At 57.3% G+C, this 15327-nt stretch carries 18 protein-coding genes; 4 read left to right on the top strand and 14 right to left on the bottom strand.

All coding sequences use genetic code 11. The annotated features are described in order from the left end of the window. Positions 1–2: 2 nt before the first annotated feature. The 7 genes from CPH17_RS18815 to CPH17_RS18785 form a co-directional block, all read right to left on the bottom strand. Positions 3–788 (bottom strand): L-iditol 2-dehydrogenase, encoded by a 786-nt coding sequence (locus tag CPH17_RS18815; RefSeq protein ID WP_074395757.1) that lies wholly within the window; start codon positions 786–788, stop codon positions 3–5. Then, positions 772–1470: an HAD family hydrolase gene (locus CPH17_RS18810; protein ID WP_074395756.1), complete on the bottom strand. Its 699-nt coding sequence runs from the start codon at positions 1468–1470 to the stop codon at positions 772–774. Before CPH17_RS18810 ends, CPH17_RS18815 begins: the two co-directional genes overlap by 17 nt. Then, a complete protein-coding gene (locus CPH17_RS18805; RefSeq protein ID WP_074395755.1) occupies positions 1467–2624 on the bottom strand; it encodes an ABC transporter ATP-binding protein in 1158 nt (385 codons plus the stop codon). Before CPH17_RS18805 ends, CPH17_RS18810 begins: the two co-directional genes overlap by 4 nt. A 12-nt stretch (positions 2625–2636) precedes the next feature. Continuing rightward, the gene (locus CPH17_RS18800; protein ID WP_074395754.1) at positions 2637–3491 is read right to left on the bottom strand and encodes a carbohydrate ABC transporter permease; all 855 of its coding nucleotides are present in this window, start codon (positions 3489–3491) and stop codon (positions 2637–2639) included. Positions 3492–3521: 30 nt separating this feature from the next. After that, entirely contained in the window at positions 3522–4412 is an 891-nt protein-coding gene (locus CPH17_RS18795) for a carbohydrate ABC transporter permease (protein WP_074395753.1), read from the bottom strand. A gap of 64 nt (positions 4413–4476) precedes the next feature. Beyond that, on the bottom strand, positions 4477–5796 hold the full coding sequence (locus CPH17_RS18790; protein WP_074395752.1) for an ABC transporter substrate-binding protein: 1320 nt from the start codon (positions 5794–5796) through the stop codon (positions 4477–4479). A 179-nt stretch (positions 5797–5975) separates the two neighbouring features. After that, complete coding sequence (locus tag CPH17_RS18785) at positions 5976–6941, bottom strand: sugar-binding transcriptional regulator (RefSeq protein ID WP_074395751.1); 966 nt, start codon at positions 6939–6941, stop codon at positions 5976–5978. A 129-nt stretch (positions 6942–7070) separates the two neighbouring features. On the opposite strand from CPH17_RS18785, the gene CPH17_RS18780 reads away from it, so the two are divergent. Then, positions 7071–7382, top strand: coding sequence for a Nif3-like dinuclear metal center hexameric protein (locus tag CPH17_RS18780; protein WP_074395750.1), 312 nt, complete (start codon positions 7071–7073; stop codon positions 7380–7382). 8 nt (positions 7383–7390) lie between these two features. Here CPH17_RS18780 and CPH17_RS18775 read toward each other — a convergent pair whose 3' ends face one another. Continuing rightward, positions 7391–7948 carry an NUDIX hydrolase gene (locus CPH17_RS18775; protein WP_074395749.1) on the bottom strand — a complete coding sequence of 186 codons (558 nt, stop codon included), beginning with the start codon at positions 7946–7948 and terminating at the stop codon, positions 7391–7393. 53 nt (positions 7949–8001) lie between these two features. Between CPH17_RS18775 and CPH17_RS18770 the strand changes: the two genes are divergently transcribed. Both CPH17_RS18770 and CPH17_RS18765 read left to right on the top strand, forming a co-directional pair. Continuing rightward, entirely contained in the window at positions 8002–8664 is a 663-nt protein-coding gene (locus CPH17_RS18770; RefSeq protein WP_074395748.1) for a CoA pyrophosphatase, read from the top strand. After that, entirely contained in the window at positions 8661–9329 is a 669-nt protein-coding gene (locus tag CPH17_RS18765; RefSeq protein WP_074395747.1) for a 2OG-Fe(II) oxygenase, read from the top strand. The genes CPH17_RS18770 and CPH17_RS18765 overlap by 4 nt, the downstream gene beginning before the upstream one ends. Positions 9330–9433: 104 nt before the next feature. Here the strand turns inward: CPH17_RS18765 and CPH17_RS18760 are convergent, their stop codons facing one another. Then, positions 9434–9856 (bottom strand): OsmC family protein, encoded by a 423-nt coding sequence (locus tag CPH17_RS18760; RefSeq protein ID WP_074395746.1) that lies wholly within the window; start codon positions 9854–9856, stop codon positions 9434–9436. Positions 9857–10030: 174 nt separating this feature from the next. Between CPH17_RS18760 and CPH17_RS18755 the strand changes: the two genes are divergently transcribed. Next, on the top strand, positions 10031–10936 hold the full coding sequence (locus CPH17_RS18755) for a DMT family transporter (protein WP_074395745.1): 906 nt from the start codon (positions 10031–10033) through the stop codon (positions 10934–10936). Here the strand turns inward: CPH17_RS18755 and CPH17_RS18750 are convergent. The 5 genes from CPH17_RS18750 to CPH17_RS18730 form a co-directional block, all read right to left on the bottom strand. Further along, on the bottom strand, positions 10890–11738 hold the full coding sequence (locus tag CPH17_RS18750; protein ID WP_074395744.1) for an MOSC domain-containing protein: 849 nt from the start codon (positions 11736–11738) through the stop codon (positions 10890–10892). The genes CPH17_RS18755 and CPH17_RS18750 overlap by 47 nt on opposite strands. Positions 11739–11773: 35 nt before the next feature. Next, the gene (gene gntR, locus CPH17_RS18745) at positions 11774–12805 is read right to left on the bottom strand and encodes a gluconate operon transcriptional repressor GntR (RefSeq protein WP_074395743.1); all 1032 of its coding nucleotides are present in this window, start codon (positions 12803–12805) and stop codon (positions 11774–11776) included. 70 nt (positions 12806–12875) lie between these two features. After that, positions 12876–13403, bottom strand: a complete 528-nt coding sequence (locus tag CPH17_RS18740) for a gluconokinase (RefSeq protein WP_074395742.1) — start codon at positions 13401–13403, stop codon at positions 12876–12878. Between the two features lie 13 nt (positions 13404–13416). Then, positions 13417–14697 (bottom strand): TRAP transporter large permease, encoded by a 1281-nt coding sequence (locus tag CPH17_RS18735; protein WP_074395741.1) that lies wholly within the window; start codon positions 14695–14697, stop codon positions 13417–13419. 3 nt (positions 14698–14700) lie between these two features. Then, complete coding sequence (locus tag CPH17_RS18730) at positions 14701–15294, bottom strand: TRAP transporter small permease (protein ID WP_074395740.1); 594 nt, start codon at positions 15292–15294, stop codon at positions 14701–14703. Between the last annotated feature and the right edge of the window lie 33 nt (positions 15295–15327).

The following is a 15327-nucleotide window of genomic DNA, read 5'->3' as shown; positions in this document are numbered from 1 at the left end:
GATCAACTCATCCAATTGCCGCCATCGACATTAAGCGTCTGGGCGACCACGTAGTCACTGTCCTGGCTGGCCAGGAAAACCGCCGCCCCGGTATGGTCTTCCGGTAATCCCATGCGGCCAAACGGCACGGCCTCGCCAACCAGGCGTTTTTTCTCGCCTAGCGGACGGTTTTCATAGCGGGCAAACAGGGCATCGACGTCTTTCCACATCGGCGTATCGACCACGCCGGGCGCAATACCGTTGACGTTGATACCGTGCTTGATCAAATCCAGCCCGCAGGACTGGGTAAGGCTGATCACCGCCGCTTTGCTGGCGCAGTAAACGCTTACCAGCGCTTCGCCCCGCCGCCCCGCCTGGGAGGCCATATTGATGATTTTGCCACCCTGCCCCTGATCGACCATGGCCTTGGCGACCGCCTGCAGGGTGAAAAACATACCTTTGGTGTTAACGGCGAATTGCTTATCGAAGCTCGCCTCGGTGACTTCAAGCACCGGCGCCATATCAAACACCGCCGCGTTGTTCACCAAAATATCGATACGCCCCATACGCTCGCGAACCTTTACCACCATCGCGTCTATCGACGCTGCATCGCAGACATTCAGCTCAACGCCCAGTACTCGCTCAGCGTCCACGTCCTGACGCAGCAGGCTAACCGCCTCATCGATCGCCGCCGTGTCGATATCGGCGACGACCACGCGGGCCCCTTCGGCCAGGTAACGCTGGGCGATCGCCAGCCCGATGCCTTTTGCCCCACCGGTCACTACGGCGACGTTATTGGTTAGCTTCATGTCTATCTCCCACACTGATAAGACCTTGCCATTCATTAACCAGGTCATTTAGCCCCTGCATATGAGACAAGATGCGCCAGGCACCCGCCTGACGAAGCCGCTCCGACTGCCCGTCATCCACATGACTGGCGCCCACAAACCCAATCACCCACATGCCTGCTGCAGTGGCCGCCGTGACGCCCGCCACGCTGTCTTCGACCACTAGACAGTTACTGGGGGCTTCGCCCAGTGTGGTGGCCGCCAACTGATAAAGCGCGGGATCTGGCTTGGGATGTTCCACTTGCTCCGCGGTAAAAATCGGCACATCACCGAGGGCAGCGTCCAGCCCAGTACCCGACAGCGAGGCCAGCACCCGACAGCGACGACTGTTGGAAACCACCGCCTTGGGCAGCGTCACCGCCCGCACCGCCACCTCGGCACCATCAATCGCGGTTAGTTCGCGGGCCAACCTCGCCTCGATGGCGGTGTCGACCCGCTCCGCGGCATTGACGGGTAACGGGTAGACGCTTAACTGTTCGGCGTGGCGCAGAATGTTGGCAGTGGTCATGCCCAATGCCTGGCCAAGCGACTGCTCAATATCAATGTCCGGCAGCCAGCGGCTCAGATGTTCCGCCAAGGTGCCCTCGGCCAAGGCTTCGCTATCGACCAGCACGCCATCGCAGTCGAAAATAAGCGCCGTCATGCGGACGCCTCGGGAGAGGCGTCTTCACCGTTGGCGCGATTGTCCCCGCGTGTGAGCCCAGCCAGCGGATGCTGCTGCAGACTCGGCAGGGCCATACCGTCAGCGTCAAACAGGTGCGCTCGCTCGGGGGCAAAGCCAAAGCGCACCGTATCGTTAACCCGGTACGCCACATCGCCATCGGCCATGATGGTGATGAGCTGTTCGTCCGTCTTGACGTAGAGCGAGGTTTGGCCGCCTAGACGCTCCAGCACCTGTATTTGCCCGACCAACGGCCCTTGCTCGTCAAGCACCAGGTGCTCGGGCCGGATACCCAGCTCCAGGGCGGCGTCGTTACTCAGGTGCTGACCGTCTACCGGCACTTGGCGCTCGCCGCCGCCAGGCATCCGAATACTCACCCCGCTAGGCGTAACGTCAACCAGCGTGACGTCAAGAAAGTTCATCTTGGGCGAACCGATAAAGCCCGCCACGAACCGGTTTTGGGGATGGTGATATAGCGCCATGGGCGAGCCCACCTGCTCGACCACCCCATCGCGCAGCACGACGATTTTATCCGCCATGGTCATGGCTTCGATCTGGTCGTGGGTCACGTAGATCATCGTGGCGTCGAGTTCGTCGTGCAGGCGCGCAAGCTCAATGCGCATCTGCACGCGCAGCGCCGCATCCAGGTTGGAAAGCGGCTCATCGAACAGGAAAATACTCGGGTTGCGGACAATCGCGCGGCCAATAGCCACGCGCTGGCGCTGGCCGCCGGAAAGCGCTTTGGGCTTGCGGTCGAGCAGCGGCTCAAGCTGCAGAATTTTGGCGGCTTCCAGCACTTTGGCCCGGCGCTGCTCTTTAGGCACCTTTGCCAGGCGCATGCTAAAGCCCATGTTGTCTTCCACCGTCATGTGCGGGTAAAGCGCGTAGCTCTGGAACACCATGGCGAGGCCGCGATCAGCGGGGCCCACTTCGTTCATCCGCTGGCCGTCGATCAAGATATCGCCGTCTGTGGCGTTTTCCAGACCGGCAATCATGCGCATCAAGGTGGACTTACCACACCCGGAAGGACCAACAAACACCACAAACTCGCGGTCATTGACGTCCAAATCAATGCCTTTGATGACCTCGGTGTCGCCAAAGCGCTTGGTAATATTATTCAGTTGTAAGGTTGCCATAGGAAAACTCCTTTACTTGACGGCACCGAAAGTCAGCCCGCGCACCATTTGTTTTTGGGTTAGCCAGCCGAAAATTAAGATCGGCGCGATCGCCATCGTCGAGGCCGCCGACAGCTTGGCCCAAAAGAGCCCTTCGGGGCTTGAGAACGAGGCAATATAAGCGGTTAGCGGAGCCGCCTTGGACGAGGTGAGATTGAGGCTCCAGAAGGCTTCATTCCAACTTAAGATGACCGACAACAGCCCCGTGGAAGCAATGCCCGGCAGGGTCAGCGGTAACAGCAAAAAGAACACCTCTTGCAGCGTTGAGGCGCCGTCCATGCGTCCGGCTTCGAGAATGTCTTTGGGCATATCTTTGAAAAAGGTATAAAGCATCCACACCACGATCGGCAGATTCATCAGCGTATAGATGATGATCAACCCGGTTCGCGTATCCAAAAGCCCTGTGCTGCGATAAATCAGGTAAATGGGCACCAGCACCCCGACCGACGGCAGCATTTTGGTCGAGAGCATCCATAGCAGGGTGCCCTTGGTGCGTTTGGTCGGTAAAAAGGCCATCGCATAGGCCGATGGAATGGCGATCAGAAGCGCCAGCAGCGTCGAGCCAAAGGCGACAGCGACGCTGTTAAGCGCGAAGCGTGCATAGCCAGAGCGCGCCTGCACCGCCTGGTAGCTTTCCAGGGTGGGCGAAAAAATCAGCGTCGGATCGGCAATCGCCGCCGACTCGGTTTTAAAGCCGGTTAATATCATCCAGAAGATGGGGAAGAAAATCACCAGCGCCACCGACCAGCCGAAGACCGCCAGCAGCACTCTTTTACTCGCAGCCGAGCGCCACGGGGACGCGCTGTTAGAGGAACGTAAGCTTGTCATAACAAGTCTCCTAAGACACTTACGTGCCGGTTAGTCTTCCAGGTTTTTGGCCACCATACGGACCAGGAAGATAGCGACGATATTGGCGAGAATGATCGCAATTACCCCACCGGCTGAAGCGGTACCCACGTCGAAATCGAGCAACGCGCGGATGTAAATCAGATAGGCCAAGTTCGTCGTAGCAAGCCCTGGCCCGCCGGACGTGGTCACGAAAATTTCCGCAAAGATGGTCAGCAGGAAGATCATTTCGATCATGATCACCACGCTGATAGCACGCTTGAGATGGGGCAGCGTGATAAAGAAGAAAATGGCGACGGGGCCAGCGCCGTCCATACGCGCGGCTTCAACCTGGTCTTCATCCAGTGACTGCATGGCGGTGAGCAGGATCAGCAGCGCAAACGGTAGCCACTGCCAGGCGACAATAATCACAATCGAGGTTAACGGCAGCGACGAAAACCAGTCCAACGCGGGCAGCCCGAATGACTCCGCGAGCCAAGCCAGCACGCCGTTGGATGGATGCATCATCATGTTTTTCCACACCAAGGCGCTGACGGTGGGCATGACGAAAAACGGCGAAATCGCCAGCACGCGGGCAATGCCCCGCCCGGCGAAATCTTGTTGAAACAGCACGGCCAGTAGCGTGCCGCCCACCACGGTAATCGCCAACACCCAGCCGACCAGCAGCAGGGTGTTGCCCATCGCCGCCCATAGCGACGGATCGGTCAGTAAATACTCATAGTTTTCGAACCCGACAAAGCCAGTCACTTCAGGCATTAACAGGTTATAGCGCTGCAGCGAAAACCATATCGTCATGCCGAGCGGCACAATCATCCACAGCAGCAAGAGCGTCACAGCGGGTGCTTGAAGCGACAGCGTTCTTAGCCCGCCGACGGTACGGCCGGAAGCACGTGTTTTAGTCATGGAAGTACCTGCCAGAAAGCACAAGGAAAGACGCCTGAGCCTATTGGCTCAGGCGTTAACAGCGTTAGTCCAGGTAACCCGCCCGTTGCATGGCGCGTTCAGTGGCACGCTGGGCGCTGTCGAGCGCCTGTTCCACCGAGACATCACCCGTTAGCGCGGAAGAGATGGTCTGGCCAACCTGGGTGCCAATCGACTGGAACTCAGGAATGCCGACGAACTGCACACCAATGTAAGGATTGGGTTCCAGAGTTGAGTCGGTTGGGTCGGCCTCCTGAATCGCCTTGAGCACAAAGTCGGCAAACGGCGCGGCGTCGGTATAGCGCTCATCTTCGTAAGTCGATTTACGCGTGCCGGGAGGTACGCTGGTCCAGCCTTCAGTTTCACCCACCAGCTCGATATATTCTTCAGAGGTGGCCCAGGTAACAAACTTCTCCGCAGCCTCCTGGTTCTCGGAAGACGCCGGGATGGCTAGCGCCCAGGACCATAGCCAGTGGGAGCCTTTAGGCGTTTCGGCTACCGGTGCAGGGGCATAGCCAAGGCTGTCCGCCACTTCTGACTCATCTGGGTCGTACAGCTTGCCCGCCGCTGAGGTGGCATCGACCCACATGCCGCAGTTACCGCGTGAGAACAGCGCCAGGTTTTCGTTAAAGCCGTTGGAGCTGGCACCTGAAGGACCGTAATCATTAAGCAGGTCAACGTAGAACTGGATGGCCTCTACCCAAGCATCGGAGTTCAGTTCAGGGTTCCAATCCTCATCAAACCAGCGACCGCCGAAGGTGTTCACCAAGGTGGACACAAACGCCATGTTTTCGCCCCAGCCAGGTTTACCGCGCAGGCAGATACCGGCTAGACCGTCTTCCATGCCGTCCAGTTTGCCCGCCCATTCGCGAACTTCTTCCCAGGTGGGCTCATCGGTCATCTCGATGCCCGCTTCCTCGAACAGGTCCTTGCGGTAATACATCATCGAGCTTTCAGCGTAAAACGGCAGCGCATGGAGCGTGTCGTCATGGCTAAGACCATCGCGGACCGAGGTCAGCAGATCGTCTTCGTTGTAATCGTCGGGCAGGTTGTCAAGCGGTGACAGCCAGCCGCGTTCAGCCCAGATCGGCACTTCATAGGTACCGATGGTCATCACGTCGAACTGACCACCTTCGGTGGCAATGTCGGTGGTCATGCGCTGACGCAGCACGTTTTCCTCTAGCACCACCCAGTCCAGGGTAATGTCGGGGTGCGCCTCTTCGAATTCATCGGTAAGGCTTTGCATGATAACCATGTCGTTATTGTTGACCGTGGCAACGGTCAGCTCGGTTTCCGCTTGAACCTGACCAGCAAAGGCGATGGCTGCCGCTAGGCTGGTAAGTGGTAAGTGACGTGCGAGTCGCATAAAGCACTCCTGTTGGCTATGTGTTGGCATTGTTGTCGCCAGACGTTTTACAACTTGATCTCATTGATCATCAATCGAACAAATGATCGTACTTAAACCAAAAAAAAGCAAAGCCTCAGACCTTAGACTTTACGCTAATTAATCAGAAAAACAGCATGTTGCACTGCAGAATCCCGGCCTCATAGCGCCCCTAACCCTTCTGCATTGACAATATGCCGAGCCGCCATCTCATCTGTAACCAAGCCCTTTAGCCAGTTGCCCTTCAGGGCTGCATGAATAGCAGGGGCTTTGTCGCGCCCGCCTGCAATCGCCACCATCAGGTGCTTACCAAAGCGTTCAAGGGGCAAGCTTGTGACCCGTCGGGTAATCGAGCAATCGATCACATCGCCCTGCCGATTAAGCGGCCAGCCCAGCAGTTCGCCCACCGCCTCTAGGCCAAGCAGCTCATCGAGTTCGCTTTCACTAATAAAGTGGTCTTGAAACAACGTTGCCTGACGGTCGATACGTCCCACACCAATAAACGCCGCCTCCGACTCTCTAGCCACATCGGCAATCGCCTTGAACAAGCGCTGCGACAGCATGGCCTGCTTCTCGGCCAGCGACTCGGCCACCACCGGGGCGGGCAGCAAGAAGCGTTCACCGCCGGTTTTATCCGCTAGCACCATCACCGCGTCGTAGCGGTTGGCAGAGCCGTCCCGGGCGACGTTGCCCACCAGCGAGACAAATCGGTGCTGGGGGCGTTCAACGCGGCTCAGCGCTTCTACCGCCGCACGCACAGAACGGCCTGTGCCCAACGACAACGTCAGCGGCTCACTACGCTCAACGAGTCTTGAAAGCCGCTCTGCCCCAGCCACTGCCAAGTAGTAAGCTGCACTTTCAGGCGCGTGGCTATCAGCCGGCACCACATCACAGTAGGCGAGCCCAAAGCGCTCACGCAGTGCACTACCCAGCGCCATGCAGGTGGAAATCGGGTGGTCGATATGCACCTTTACCAGACCTTCCTGGCGTGCCAAGGCCAGCAATCGCTGCACCCCCGGCCTTGAGACGCCCAGTTGGGTGGCAATGTCATCCTGCGTCATGCCGCCAACATAGGACATCCACGCCGCCCTGGCCGCCTGATCTATTTTTACCTCGAATTTATCCATTCACCGGCTCGCTACCCAGGTGGTTAAATCGTCATCATACAAAGCAAACGAGGCGACCAGAAGTCGCCTATTCGCTAATATGACAGTAGCGCAACCATACACCATGGCGAAATCAAGAGGCGTTAACCTATGTATAAACTGGCATTTTTTGTTCCCACCGAGGAAGCGGAAAGCGTCAAAGAGGCCGTGTTTGAAACCGGCGCGGGGCGCATTGGCGACTACGAGGCCTGCTGTTTCCAGACCCAGGGCACAGGTCAGTTCCGCCCGCTCGAGGGGTCAGACCCGCATATCGGCCAGGTAGGGGAGCTTGAGTTCGTTGATGAACTCAAGATTGAGCTAGTGTGCAGTGACGACCATATTCAGGCCGCCATTGCAGCGTTAAAACTGGCGCACCCGTATGAAGAAGTCGCCTACGACGTTTGGGCGCTGGCGGATTTATAGCCCGCTTATCAGGCGCTACCGGCGTAGCGCTCGCGGTCTTCGGGGTTAATCGCGCTAATATGCAGCGGATACTCATGACGCACGCGGTCAGCATAAAAGTGCCGCAGGGTTTGCTCAATCGTCGGGAAAGCGAGCTCATCCCAGGGGATTTCGTGCTCCTCGAATAACGCTACTTCGAGGCTTTCTGGCCCGGCGTTGAAGCCACCGGTCAGTTCCGCCCGAAAAATCATATAAACTTGATTGATGTGCGGTAAGTCGATCAGCGTGTAGAGGTTAGCTAACGCCACCTCGGCGCAGGCCTCTTCGCGGGTCTCGCGAGTGGCGGCCTGTTCAGTGGTTTCGGCATTTTCCATGTAGCCCGCTGGCAGGGTCCAATACCCTCGACGCGGTGAAATGGCGCGCTTGCATAGCAGCACCTTGGTACCGCTAATGGGTAATGTCCCCGCGACAATGCGCGGGTTTTGATAATGGATGGTGCCGCAGGCATCGCACAGATAGCGCGGGCGGTCATCGCCTTCAGGAACGGCAAAACGCACGTTATTGCCACACTGGCTGCAAAAGTTCATCGCGATTTCTCTACGGCTGCTGGGGAAAAGGAAACAACGCTTAGGGATGCTCCATGTTAGAGACACTTCGCAAACGTCTGCAACAACTCTCGCCTCAACGGCTAGACCACGTTGTGATGCCGGAAGCGGCCGTTTTGTTACCTATTGTCGAGCGCCCCACCCCCACATTGCTGTTTACCCGGCGCGCCAGACACCTCAGTACGCATAGCGGACAAGTGGCGTTTCCTGGCGGTAAGCGAGAGGCGTATGATCGCGATCTTTACGCCACGGCGCTGCGTGAGGCCCAGGAAGAAATTGCGCTTGACCCAAGCGATGTCAGAGCGGTGGGCCGTTTATCCGATGTGATCTCACTACACGGCATTCGGGTAACCCCCTGGGTGGGCATTATTCCACCCGACCTCCCCCTGGTGGCAGACCCGGGTGAGTTAGACGCCATTTTCGAGGTACCGCTTAGCCATTTTCTGGACGACCAGCGCACTCATACCGATGTCATTACGGTGGATGGCGTCGCCCACTACGTGCCCAGCTATCAAGTAGACGGTCATGTTATTTGGGGGCTGTCTGCGATGATGCTAGTGGAATTGCTGGCCGAAGGTTTTGGGATGCAAATTGACCTTTACCAACGACCGGTCGGCGCGCTGCGCCATTACCCAGCACGCAAAAGCCCCCAAACGTCGTCATCCCCTCGTTCAACGCCTGTGAGACCCAACGAATGACCCCAAGCGTGTGTTTATCGCCTTCTTTACTGGCACCCGCCACTCAAGTCGCGCTGGTGGATGCGCTGGTTGAGCAAGGCTGGTACGTCGGTAAAGGCGTTATTGATCTCGACCTGTGCCATGCCCTTCATCACGAGCTCCATCACATGGCCGCGCATAATGTGCTTGATGAGGCGGGCATTGGCCGCGGCCAGCAGCACCATCTGCGCAAGGACATCCGTGGCGACGCCATTCATTGGCTCGACCGCGCAAGCGAAGCCCAGCGGCGCTATTTAATGACCATGGAAGAATTACAGCAGGCGCTCAACCAAGCGCTGTTTTTGGGGTTGTTTGAGTATGAAGCCCATTTTGCTCACTACCCGCCAGGGGCGTTTTATCAGCGCCATGTGGACAGCTTTCGCGGAAGAGCCAACCGCGTGATCTCAACGGTGGGCTACCTGAACCCTGATTGGCCTACCGATGGCGGCGGCGAAATGGTGCTGTATCACCCGGATGCCCCTGACCAGGAAGTCGCCCGTGTGATGCCGGAGGCAGGTACCTTTGCCTGTTTTATGTCGGAGACCATCCCCCACGAGGTGCTCCCCACCCACCAGCCACGCGCCAGCATTGCGGGCTGGTTTCGGCGCAATGCCTCTATGGGCGGGGTTTTGGACCCGGCGCGCTAGTCATTCAGCAGGCACCCCATTAAAAACGCCCTGGCGAATGCCAAGGCGTTACGATCTAAGGCAGCTTGTGATTCAAGCTTGGTCAAATCATTGCCATCGAAGGCTCAGTTCTTGAGCTTGGCCGTCATGCTGATGTCGGCGTTGAGCACTTTGGAGACGGGGCAATTGGCCTTGGCCGTTTCTGCCGCTTCTTTAAAGGTCGCGTCATCAGCACCGTCTACCTGGGCCTCAACGTCCAGATGAATTTTCGAAATATCGAACCCAGCATCGCTCTGGGAAAGCGTCACCTTGGCGCTGGTCTCGATGGAGGTGGCCGTTAAATCTTTTTCACCCAGCACCATCGACAAAGCCATGGAGAAACAGCTGGCGTGAGCCGCACCGATTAACTCTTCTGGATTGGTGCCTTTTTCATCTTCAAAACGTTTTTTAAATGAATAACTAGCGTCGAGGACGCCGCTTTCAGTGGCGACGTGGCCACGGCCGTCTTTCAGTCCACCTTCCCAACGTGCGCTTGCTTTACGATCCATGAATAGCTCCTTTCGCGTCAAAAGTCAGGTTGTTGATGGAGCCGCTGTTTGTCTGCGACTACCTACCCAGAGTAGCTGATTTTTGTCGCCCTGCCGACAAGCTAGGTTCCATTGCCGGTAAGACGGTCGTAAGCTTATCGGCCTTATGCCACCACTTTTGCGCAAGGATTTGCTATGTCGTCGGCAGATGCGTTGAGATTGATGCTGCTGTCCTCTCTTTGGGGATTATCGTTTATTTTTATGCGCGTTGCCGTGCCTGAATTTGGCCCGATTCCGCTGATTCTGGTGCGCATGGGGGTAGGCGCGCTGCTGCTGATACCGTTTTTACTCAGCGTTCACTATTTGCGCTTGATATGGCAGCACAAGGGCCCGCTACTGTTACTTGGCATTATCAACCACGTCCTGCCCTTCTCGCTGCTGGCCTTGGCCACGACCCGCCTGGAAGCGGGGTTCACCTCGCTGATCAATGCCACTACACCGATTTTTACCGCGCTTATCGGGGCATTATTTTTTGCCACGCCAATCATTCGCCAGCAGTACTTGGGGCTAGCGCTGGCGCTGGCGGGCGTTTATGTACTGTCGGCGAACCGCCTCGACTTCGCAGTCGGCGGCGACGGCTGGTTTATTCTGGCCGTACTGGGCGCAACCTTCTGCTACGGCATTGCCGGTAACTATTCGAAAACCCGCTTGAGCCATCTACCCAGCCGCGTGTTAGCCGCCGGTAGCTGTGCGATGTCAGCGCTCGTGTTACTGGTACCGGGGATGTTGTGGTGGCCAAGCGACCCCATTTCCCCGTTGGCATGGGGCAACGCGCTGGCGCTTGCCATGCTCAGCACCACGCTGGCGTTTTTACTTTACTTTGGTTTGCTCTCAAGCGCTGGCGCCACTGCCACCTCCACTGTGACGTTTCTGGTGCCGGTCAGCGCGCTGCTTTGGGGCTACCTGCTACTAGGCGAGACACTCAGCCTGCAAATTATCGCGGGTATGCTGATCACGCTATTGGGCACGGCGATTGCCACACGCCTGCTGCGTATCAGGCGTCGCGCTCGCGTGCCTCAAGCGCCGCCCCCACCTGGATAGTCTCGCCATCACCCTTGGTCAAGGTAGCATTCTGGCCAAAGTGAGCGCCTTTCAAGGTGGGTTGGGTATTCAGCGCCAGCAAGGTTTTCAGCGGCTCGGCGGGTTCAGGAATAACCGCCGTTTGCTGGTCAATGGTGGTAATTTTGCAACGCTTGCAGGGTTTACGCAGCGTAAACTGAAATGCCCCCGTTGATTCGGTAAGGGTGGCCCAGCGGTCTTCGGCCCACGGGGTATCGGTCTCGATCACCACGTTGGGCCGAAAGCGACTCATCGGCACGGGCGCGTGGTCGCCCGATACCAACGCCTCGTTCAAGGCGTCAAGCGAGCCGGTGGTGGTCAGTAAAAAGGGATAGCCGTCGGAGAAATAGGTGTGCGCCGCTCCACCCTCAAGAAAATCCTCTTCGACAGCACGGGTAAACTCAGTGGCAAAGCGCACTAAGCTAATCCCTTGAGCCTGCTCACCGAGCGCGGCCTCGAGCCAACGCGATACCTCTGGGCCTTCCGGCAGCGCTTTGCAGTGGTCGTCCCAAACGCTAACCAGCCGTATATTGCCCTCAGGCTCTTCAAGCGGTACAGCGAGCGGCTCCATCGCCGGGTGCGAAAGCACCAAGGCATTTTCGGTAAGCGCAACCCCAACGGTGGCTAAGACAGGAAGCTGGCGCTGGGTAACAAACCGCTGCCGAGCGTCGACCAACATCCAACGACGATCCCAGGCCAGCCCGTGCTCGTTTAGTCTGGCGTGCTCAACGCGGATGCCCTGCAGCGATTTCACGGGATAAACGTTTAACTGAGTGATCTTCACAGCATAGTGCCCCTGTGCAAAAAACTTTACTCTAGTCAGTTGTCGTAAGCGACGCCAGGCGATGCAGCTGGCGAAAGCGTTTTTCCTGCTTCAATGGCATAGCCCAGGTCAATCACCGTTTGCTTAACCGGCTCTCCATTGATGCGGGCTAGCAAAGCCTCGGCAGCCGCTTTACCGATAGCCTGGCGGGGCGTGATCACACTGGCGAGCCTCGGGGTCATCGCCTGGCCAACGTCGTGGCCGTGAAAACCGGCAATCGCCATTTGTTCGGGCACCTTGATACCCCGACGCTGGCATTCAAAATAGGCCCCCACTGCGACGTCATCGTTCGTACAGAAGATCCCATCGGCGGAGGGATACTCGGCCATTATCTGCTCCAGCAGCGCCGCCCCCACGGTGTAAGACGACCGCTGACTGCTATACAGCGTCACCGGGGTTAGACCATGGAGCTGCATGGCCTCACGATAGCCCTGTTCACGTTGCCGGGTACGCTCGTCAAGCCGCACTGCCAGGTAAATAACTTGTCGCCGACCGCGGCGGATCATCTCGCTGACCATATCGAAAGCCGCGCTGACGTTGTCGTAGCCTACCGCCTGCTGCAGCGGCGCTTGACGGGTATCCATGATCTCGACAATTGGAATACCGGCGGTTTCTAGCATCCGCACGCTGCGGGCGGTGTGTTCGCGGTCGGAAAGAATCACGCCGTCCACGTTGTAGGACAGCAACGAGGCCAGGCTGCGCTCTTCAAATTCAGGGCTATAGCCATAGTGGGACAGCATCAGGTGATAGCCGGCCGGCTCGGTCAGCGCTTCGATGCCGACGATGACGTCGGCAAACACCTGGTTAGTGAGCGACGGCACCAACACGCCAATGGAGTGACTGGTCGCCCTGGAAAGCAAATCGGGGGCACGATTAGGGATATAGCCGACCTGCTCTGCCATGGAAAATATCTGTTCGCGCAAGCCTGCTGACACCGTTTCGGGGTCGCGCAGGCAGCGGCTCACCGTCATTTTGGTAGCACCAACGCGATCCGCGATATCCTGCAAGGTGGGGCGTTTTTTTTTCAAACGAGGCGCCTTCTAAGCAAGTGTCAGGGGCCTTAGACTAGCGAAGCCTTGGCCCCAAGGCGATACCCGCTTAGTGGGAGGGCTTAGCCGACGCGGGCAGCGTGGCGATAAACTCGCGCACAATTTGGCTGGGCGTTAACGCAATTGAGAGGCTAACCGCTTCAGATTGCCCCGGCGGTTCCAGATCAGCCAACTGGCTTGCCAACATCGTATCCCCCTTAAAAAAGTGGCCCGCCCGCGTGGTAAGCCGCTCGCGGAGCAGGTCACGACTTCCTTCCAGATAAAGAATACCCAACGCTGGATCCCCTACCCGCAGGCGGTCACGGTAGCGTTTTTTCAGCCCCGAACAAGCAATCACTAGCGAACGGTCCTGACGGCAATACTCGGCGAACAAGCCTGCGAGTGTGTCCAGCCATTCGCGCCGATCATCATCGTTAAGCGGTGTTCCGCTGGCCATTTTGGCCACATTGGCGGGTGAATGATGATCGTCACCGTCAATAAAAGTCGCACCCAACGTGGCCGCCAGCTGTTGTCCTATATGAGACTTACCCGAGCCAGACACGCCCATCACTAGAATACGTTGAGAAGCACTTCCCATCCTGACGCTCCACTTAATTGCCGCGCACAGCGGTGAGATCAGGGAGCCAGGTTACCACGCCAGGAAACGCAATCAGGATCACCAGTACGACCAGTAACGCAGCGTAGTACGGCAACATGGCACGCACCAAGGACTCCATTGACACCTTGCCAACCCCACAACCCACGTAAAGGCAGGTGCCCACCGGCGGCGTTAAGAGACCAATACCCAACACAAACGACATCAGCACGCCAAAGTACACCGCGTCTACGCCCACCGAGGTCACAATCGGGGCCAGCATGGGTGCCATAATTACCATGGCTGGGGTCAGGTCCATCACAAAGCCGACCAGCAGTAGCAAAGCCGCCACAATCAGCAGTAACAAGAATGGATCCTGGGTAATCGCCTGCACCTGGGTGACCAGGGTTTGCGGCACCATGTTAATGGTTAAAAACCAGGCGATAACGGTGGCAAACGCCAGCAACATCATGACCATACCGGTAAGGCGTGCGGTACGAATCAACATTCCGCCCAGCTCTTTCACGCTGAACTCACGGTACACCAAAACAGAAATGGCCAGCGCGTAAAGCAATGCAGCCACCGCCGCTTCTGTGGCAGTAAACACACCACCGATAATGCCACCGATGACGATCACTGGCAGCACCAGCGCCAGCCAGGCATCCTTGAAGGCTTTCCAGAGGACATCCCAACGGAAGGCCCGCACCCCGCCACCATCCTTAGAAGCCATGATGAATGTCGTCACCATTAGCGCAAAACCTATCAATAACCCCGGCACGATACCGGCAATAAACAGGCGGCTGATTGAGGTCTCAGTGACAATGCCATAGAGAATCAGCGGAATAGATGGCGGGATAATAATGCCAATCACCGACGACACGGTATTAATCGCGGTGGCATTGGCGGCGGTGTAGCCCTGCTGCTTCATGGACGGGATCATCATCGCGCCCGTGGCCGCAGTATCCGCCACCGCAGAGCCGCTGATGCCGCCAAAGAACATTGAACCGGTGATCGCAACCTGCCCCAGGCCGCCGCGCATAAAGCCGACCAGGGCGCCGGCAAGCTCCATCAAGCGGCGCGCGATGCCACCTTGGCTCATCACCTCACCCACGAGAATGAAGAACGGGATGGCCAGCAGTGGGAAACTATTCACGCCACGAATCGACTGCTCAATCATAATCGACAATGGGATATCGGAAATGACCGCCATCACTACAGCCGCCACTCCTAGCCCGAACGCTATCGGCAAACCTAAAATTATAGATATCAACAAGATTGCTAGAAAAATCCATAGCATGACTTAGTCCCCCTGCCCTGGCTGGCGAATGATGCGAAGACTGACCCACATCCTCCATATCGACACCACAGCGATAAATAAAACGCACAGCACCAGCGAGAGGCTTACCAAGCTGGAAGGTACGCCGAGAATAGCAGAACGGCCAGTGGAGCTCGCCATAACATGGAACCCACCAACCAGCATGACGCCCATCAACCCAGTAATGATCAAATGCTGGATAAAATACAGCACGTGAGCAAAACGCATTGGTAAGCGACGCACCAATGCATCCACCGCAATATGTTCATAACGTGCAAAGGCTGCAGCAGCCCCTACAAACACCAGCCAGATAAACAGCATGCGCGCCAGTTCATCGGCCCAGGGCAGCGAATGATTAAACACCGCGCGACCAATCACATTGCACGACACTGCCACGATAAGCGCTACTAAGATGGCCCCTATCAGGTATTCCATCCCCAGGGTGAGCCAGCGAAATAACACTGGCCCCTGGCGGGTGTCAGTATCCAGCTCTAACTGCTTGCGATTAGGGTCATCCAGGTATACTGAAGGATCCTCAATCACGGGGTCGTTAAGCGGGGTGGTCTGGGAAGTCGTCATGATAACTCCAAGGGTACTGACAACTCGGGCAGG

The sequence above is a fragment of the Halomonas sp. hl-4 genome (assembly GCF_900215475.1).
Classification (GTDB): domain Bacteria; phylum Pseudomonadota; class Gammaproteobacteria; order Pseudomonadales; family Halomonadaceae; genus Vreelandella.
This window is presented reverse-complemented; position numbering and strand designations above follow the sequence as displayed.

Excerpts from the sequence above, each read along its gene's own strand:
- CPH17_RS18735 (WP_074395741.1), bottom strand. The coding sequence starts at position 14,697 with ATGCTATGGATTTTTCTAGCAATCTTGTTGATATCTATAATTTTAGGT.
- CPH17_RS18755 (WP_074395745.1), top strand. The coding sequence starts at position 10,031 with ATGTCGTCGGCAGATGCGTTGAGATTGATGCTGCTGTCCTCTCTTTGG.
- CPH17_RS18790 (WP_074395752.1), bottom strand. The coding sequence starts at position 5,796 with ATGCGACTCGCACGTCACTTACCACTTACCAGCCTAGCGGCAGCCATC.
- CPH17_RS18810 (WP_074395756.1), bottom strand. The coding sequence starts at position 1,470 with ATGACGGCGCTTATTTTCGACTGCGATGGCGTGCTGGTCGATAGCGAA.
- CPH17_RS18740 (WP_074395742.1), bottom strand. The coding sequence starts at position 13,403 with ATGGGAAGTGCTTCTCAACGTATTCTAGTGATGGGCGTGTCTGGCTCG.
- CPH17_RS18785 (WP_074395751.1), bottom strand. The coding sequence starts at position 6,941 with ATGGATAAATTCGAGGTAAAAATAGATCAGGCGGCCAGGGCGGCGTGG.
- CPH17_RS18760 (WP_074395746.1), bottom strand. The coding sequence starts at position 9,856 with ATGGATCGTAAAGCAAGCGCACGTTGGGAAGGTGGACTGAAAGACGGC.
- CPH17_RS18770 (WP_074395748.1), top strand. The coding sequence starts at position 8,002 with ATGTTAGAGACACTTCGCAAACGTCTGCAACAACTCTCGCCTCAACGG.
- CPH17_RS18815 (WP_074395757.1), bottom strand. The coding sequence starts at position 788 with ATGAAGCTAACCAATAACGTCGCCGTAGTGACCGGTGGGGCAAAAGGC.
- CPH17_RS18730 (WP_074395740.1), bottom strand. The coding sequence starts at position 15,294 with ATGACGACTTCCCAGACCACCCCGCTTAACGACCCCGTGATTGAGGAT.
- CPH17_RS18775 (WP_074395749.1), bottom strand. The coding sequence starts at position 7,948 with ATGAACTTTTGCAGCCAGTGTGGCAATAACGTGCGTTTTGCCGTTCCT.
- CPH17_RS18805 (WP_074395755.1), bottom strand. The coding sequence starts at position 2,624 with ATGGCAACCTTACAACTGAATAATATTACCAAGCGCTTTGGCGACACC.
- CPH17_RS18780 (WP_074395750.1), top strand. The coding sequence starts at position 7,071 with ATGTATAAACTGGCATTTTTTGTTCCCACCGAGGAAGCGGAAAGCGTC.
- CPH17_RS18795 (WP_074395753.1), bottom strand. The coding sequence starts at position 4,412 with ATGACTAAAACACGTGCTTCCGGCCGTACCGTCGGCGGGCTAAGAACG.
- CPH17_RS18800 (WP_074395754.1), bottom strand. The coding sequence starts at position 3,491 with ATGACAAGCTTACGTTCCTCTAACAGCGCGTCCCCGTGGCGCTCGGCT.
- CPH17_RS18765 (WP_074395747.1), top strand. The coding sequence starts at position 8,661 with ATGACCCCAAGCGTGTGTTTATCGCCTTCTTTACTGGCACCCGCCACT.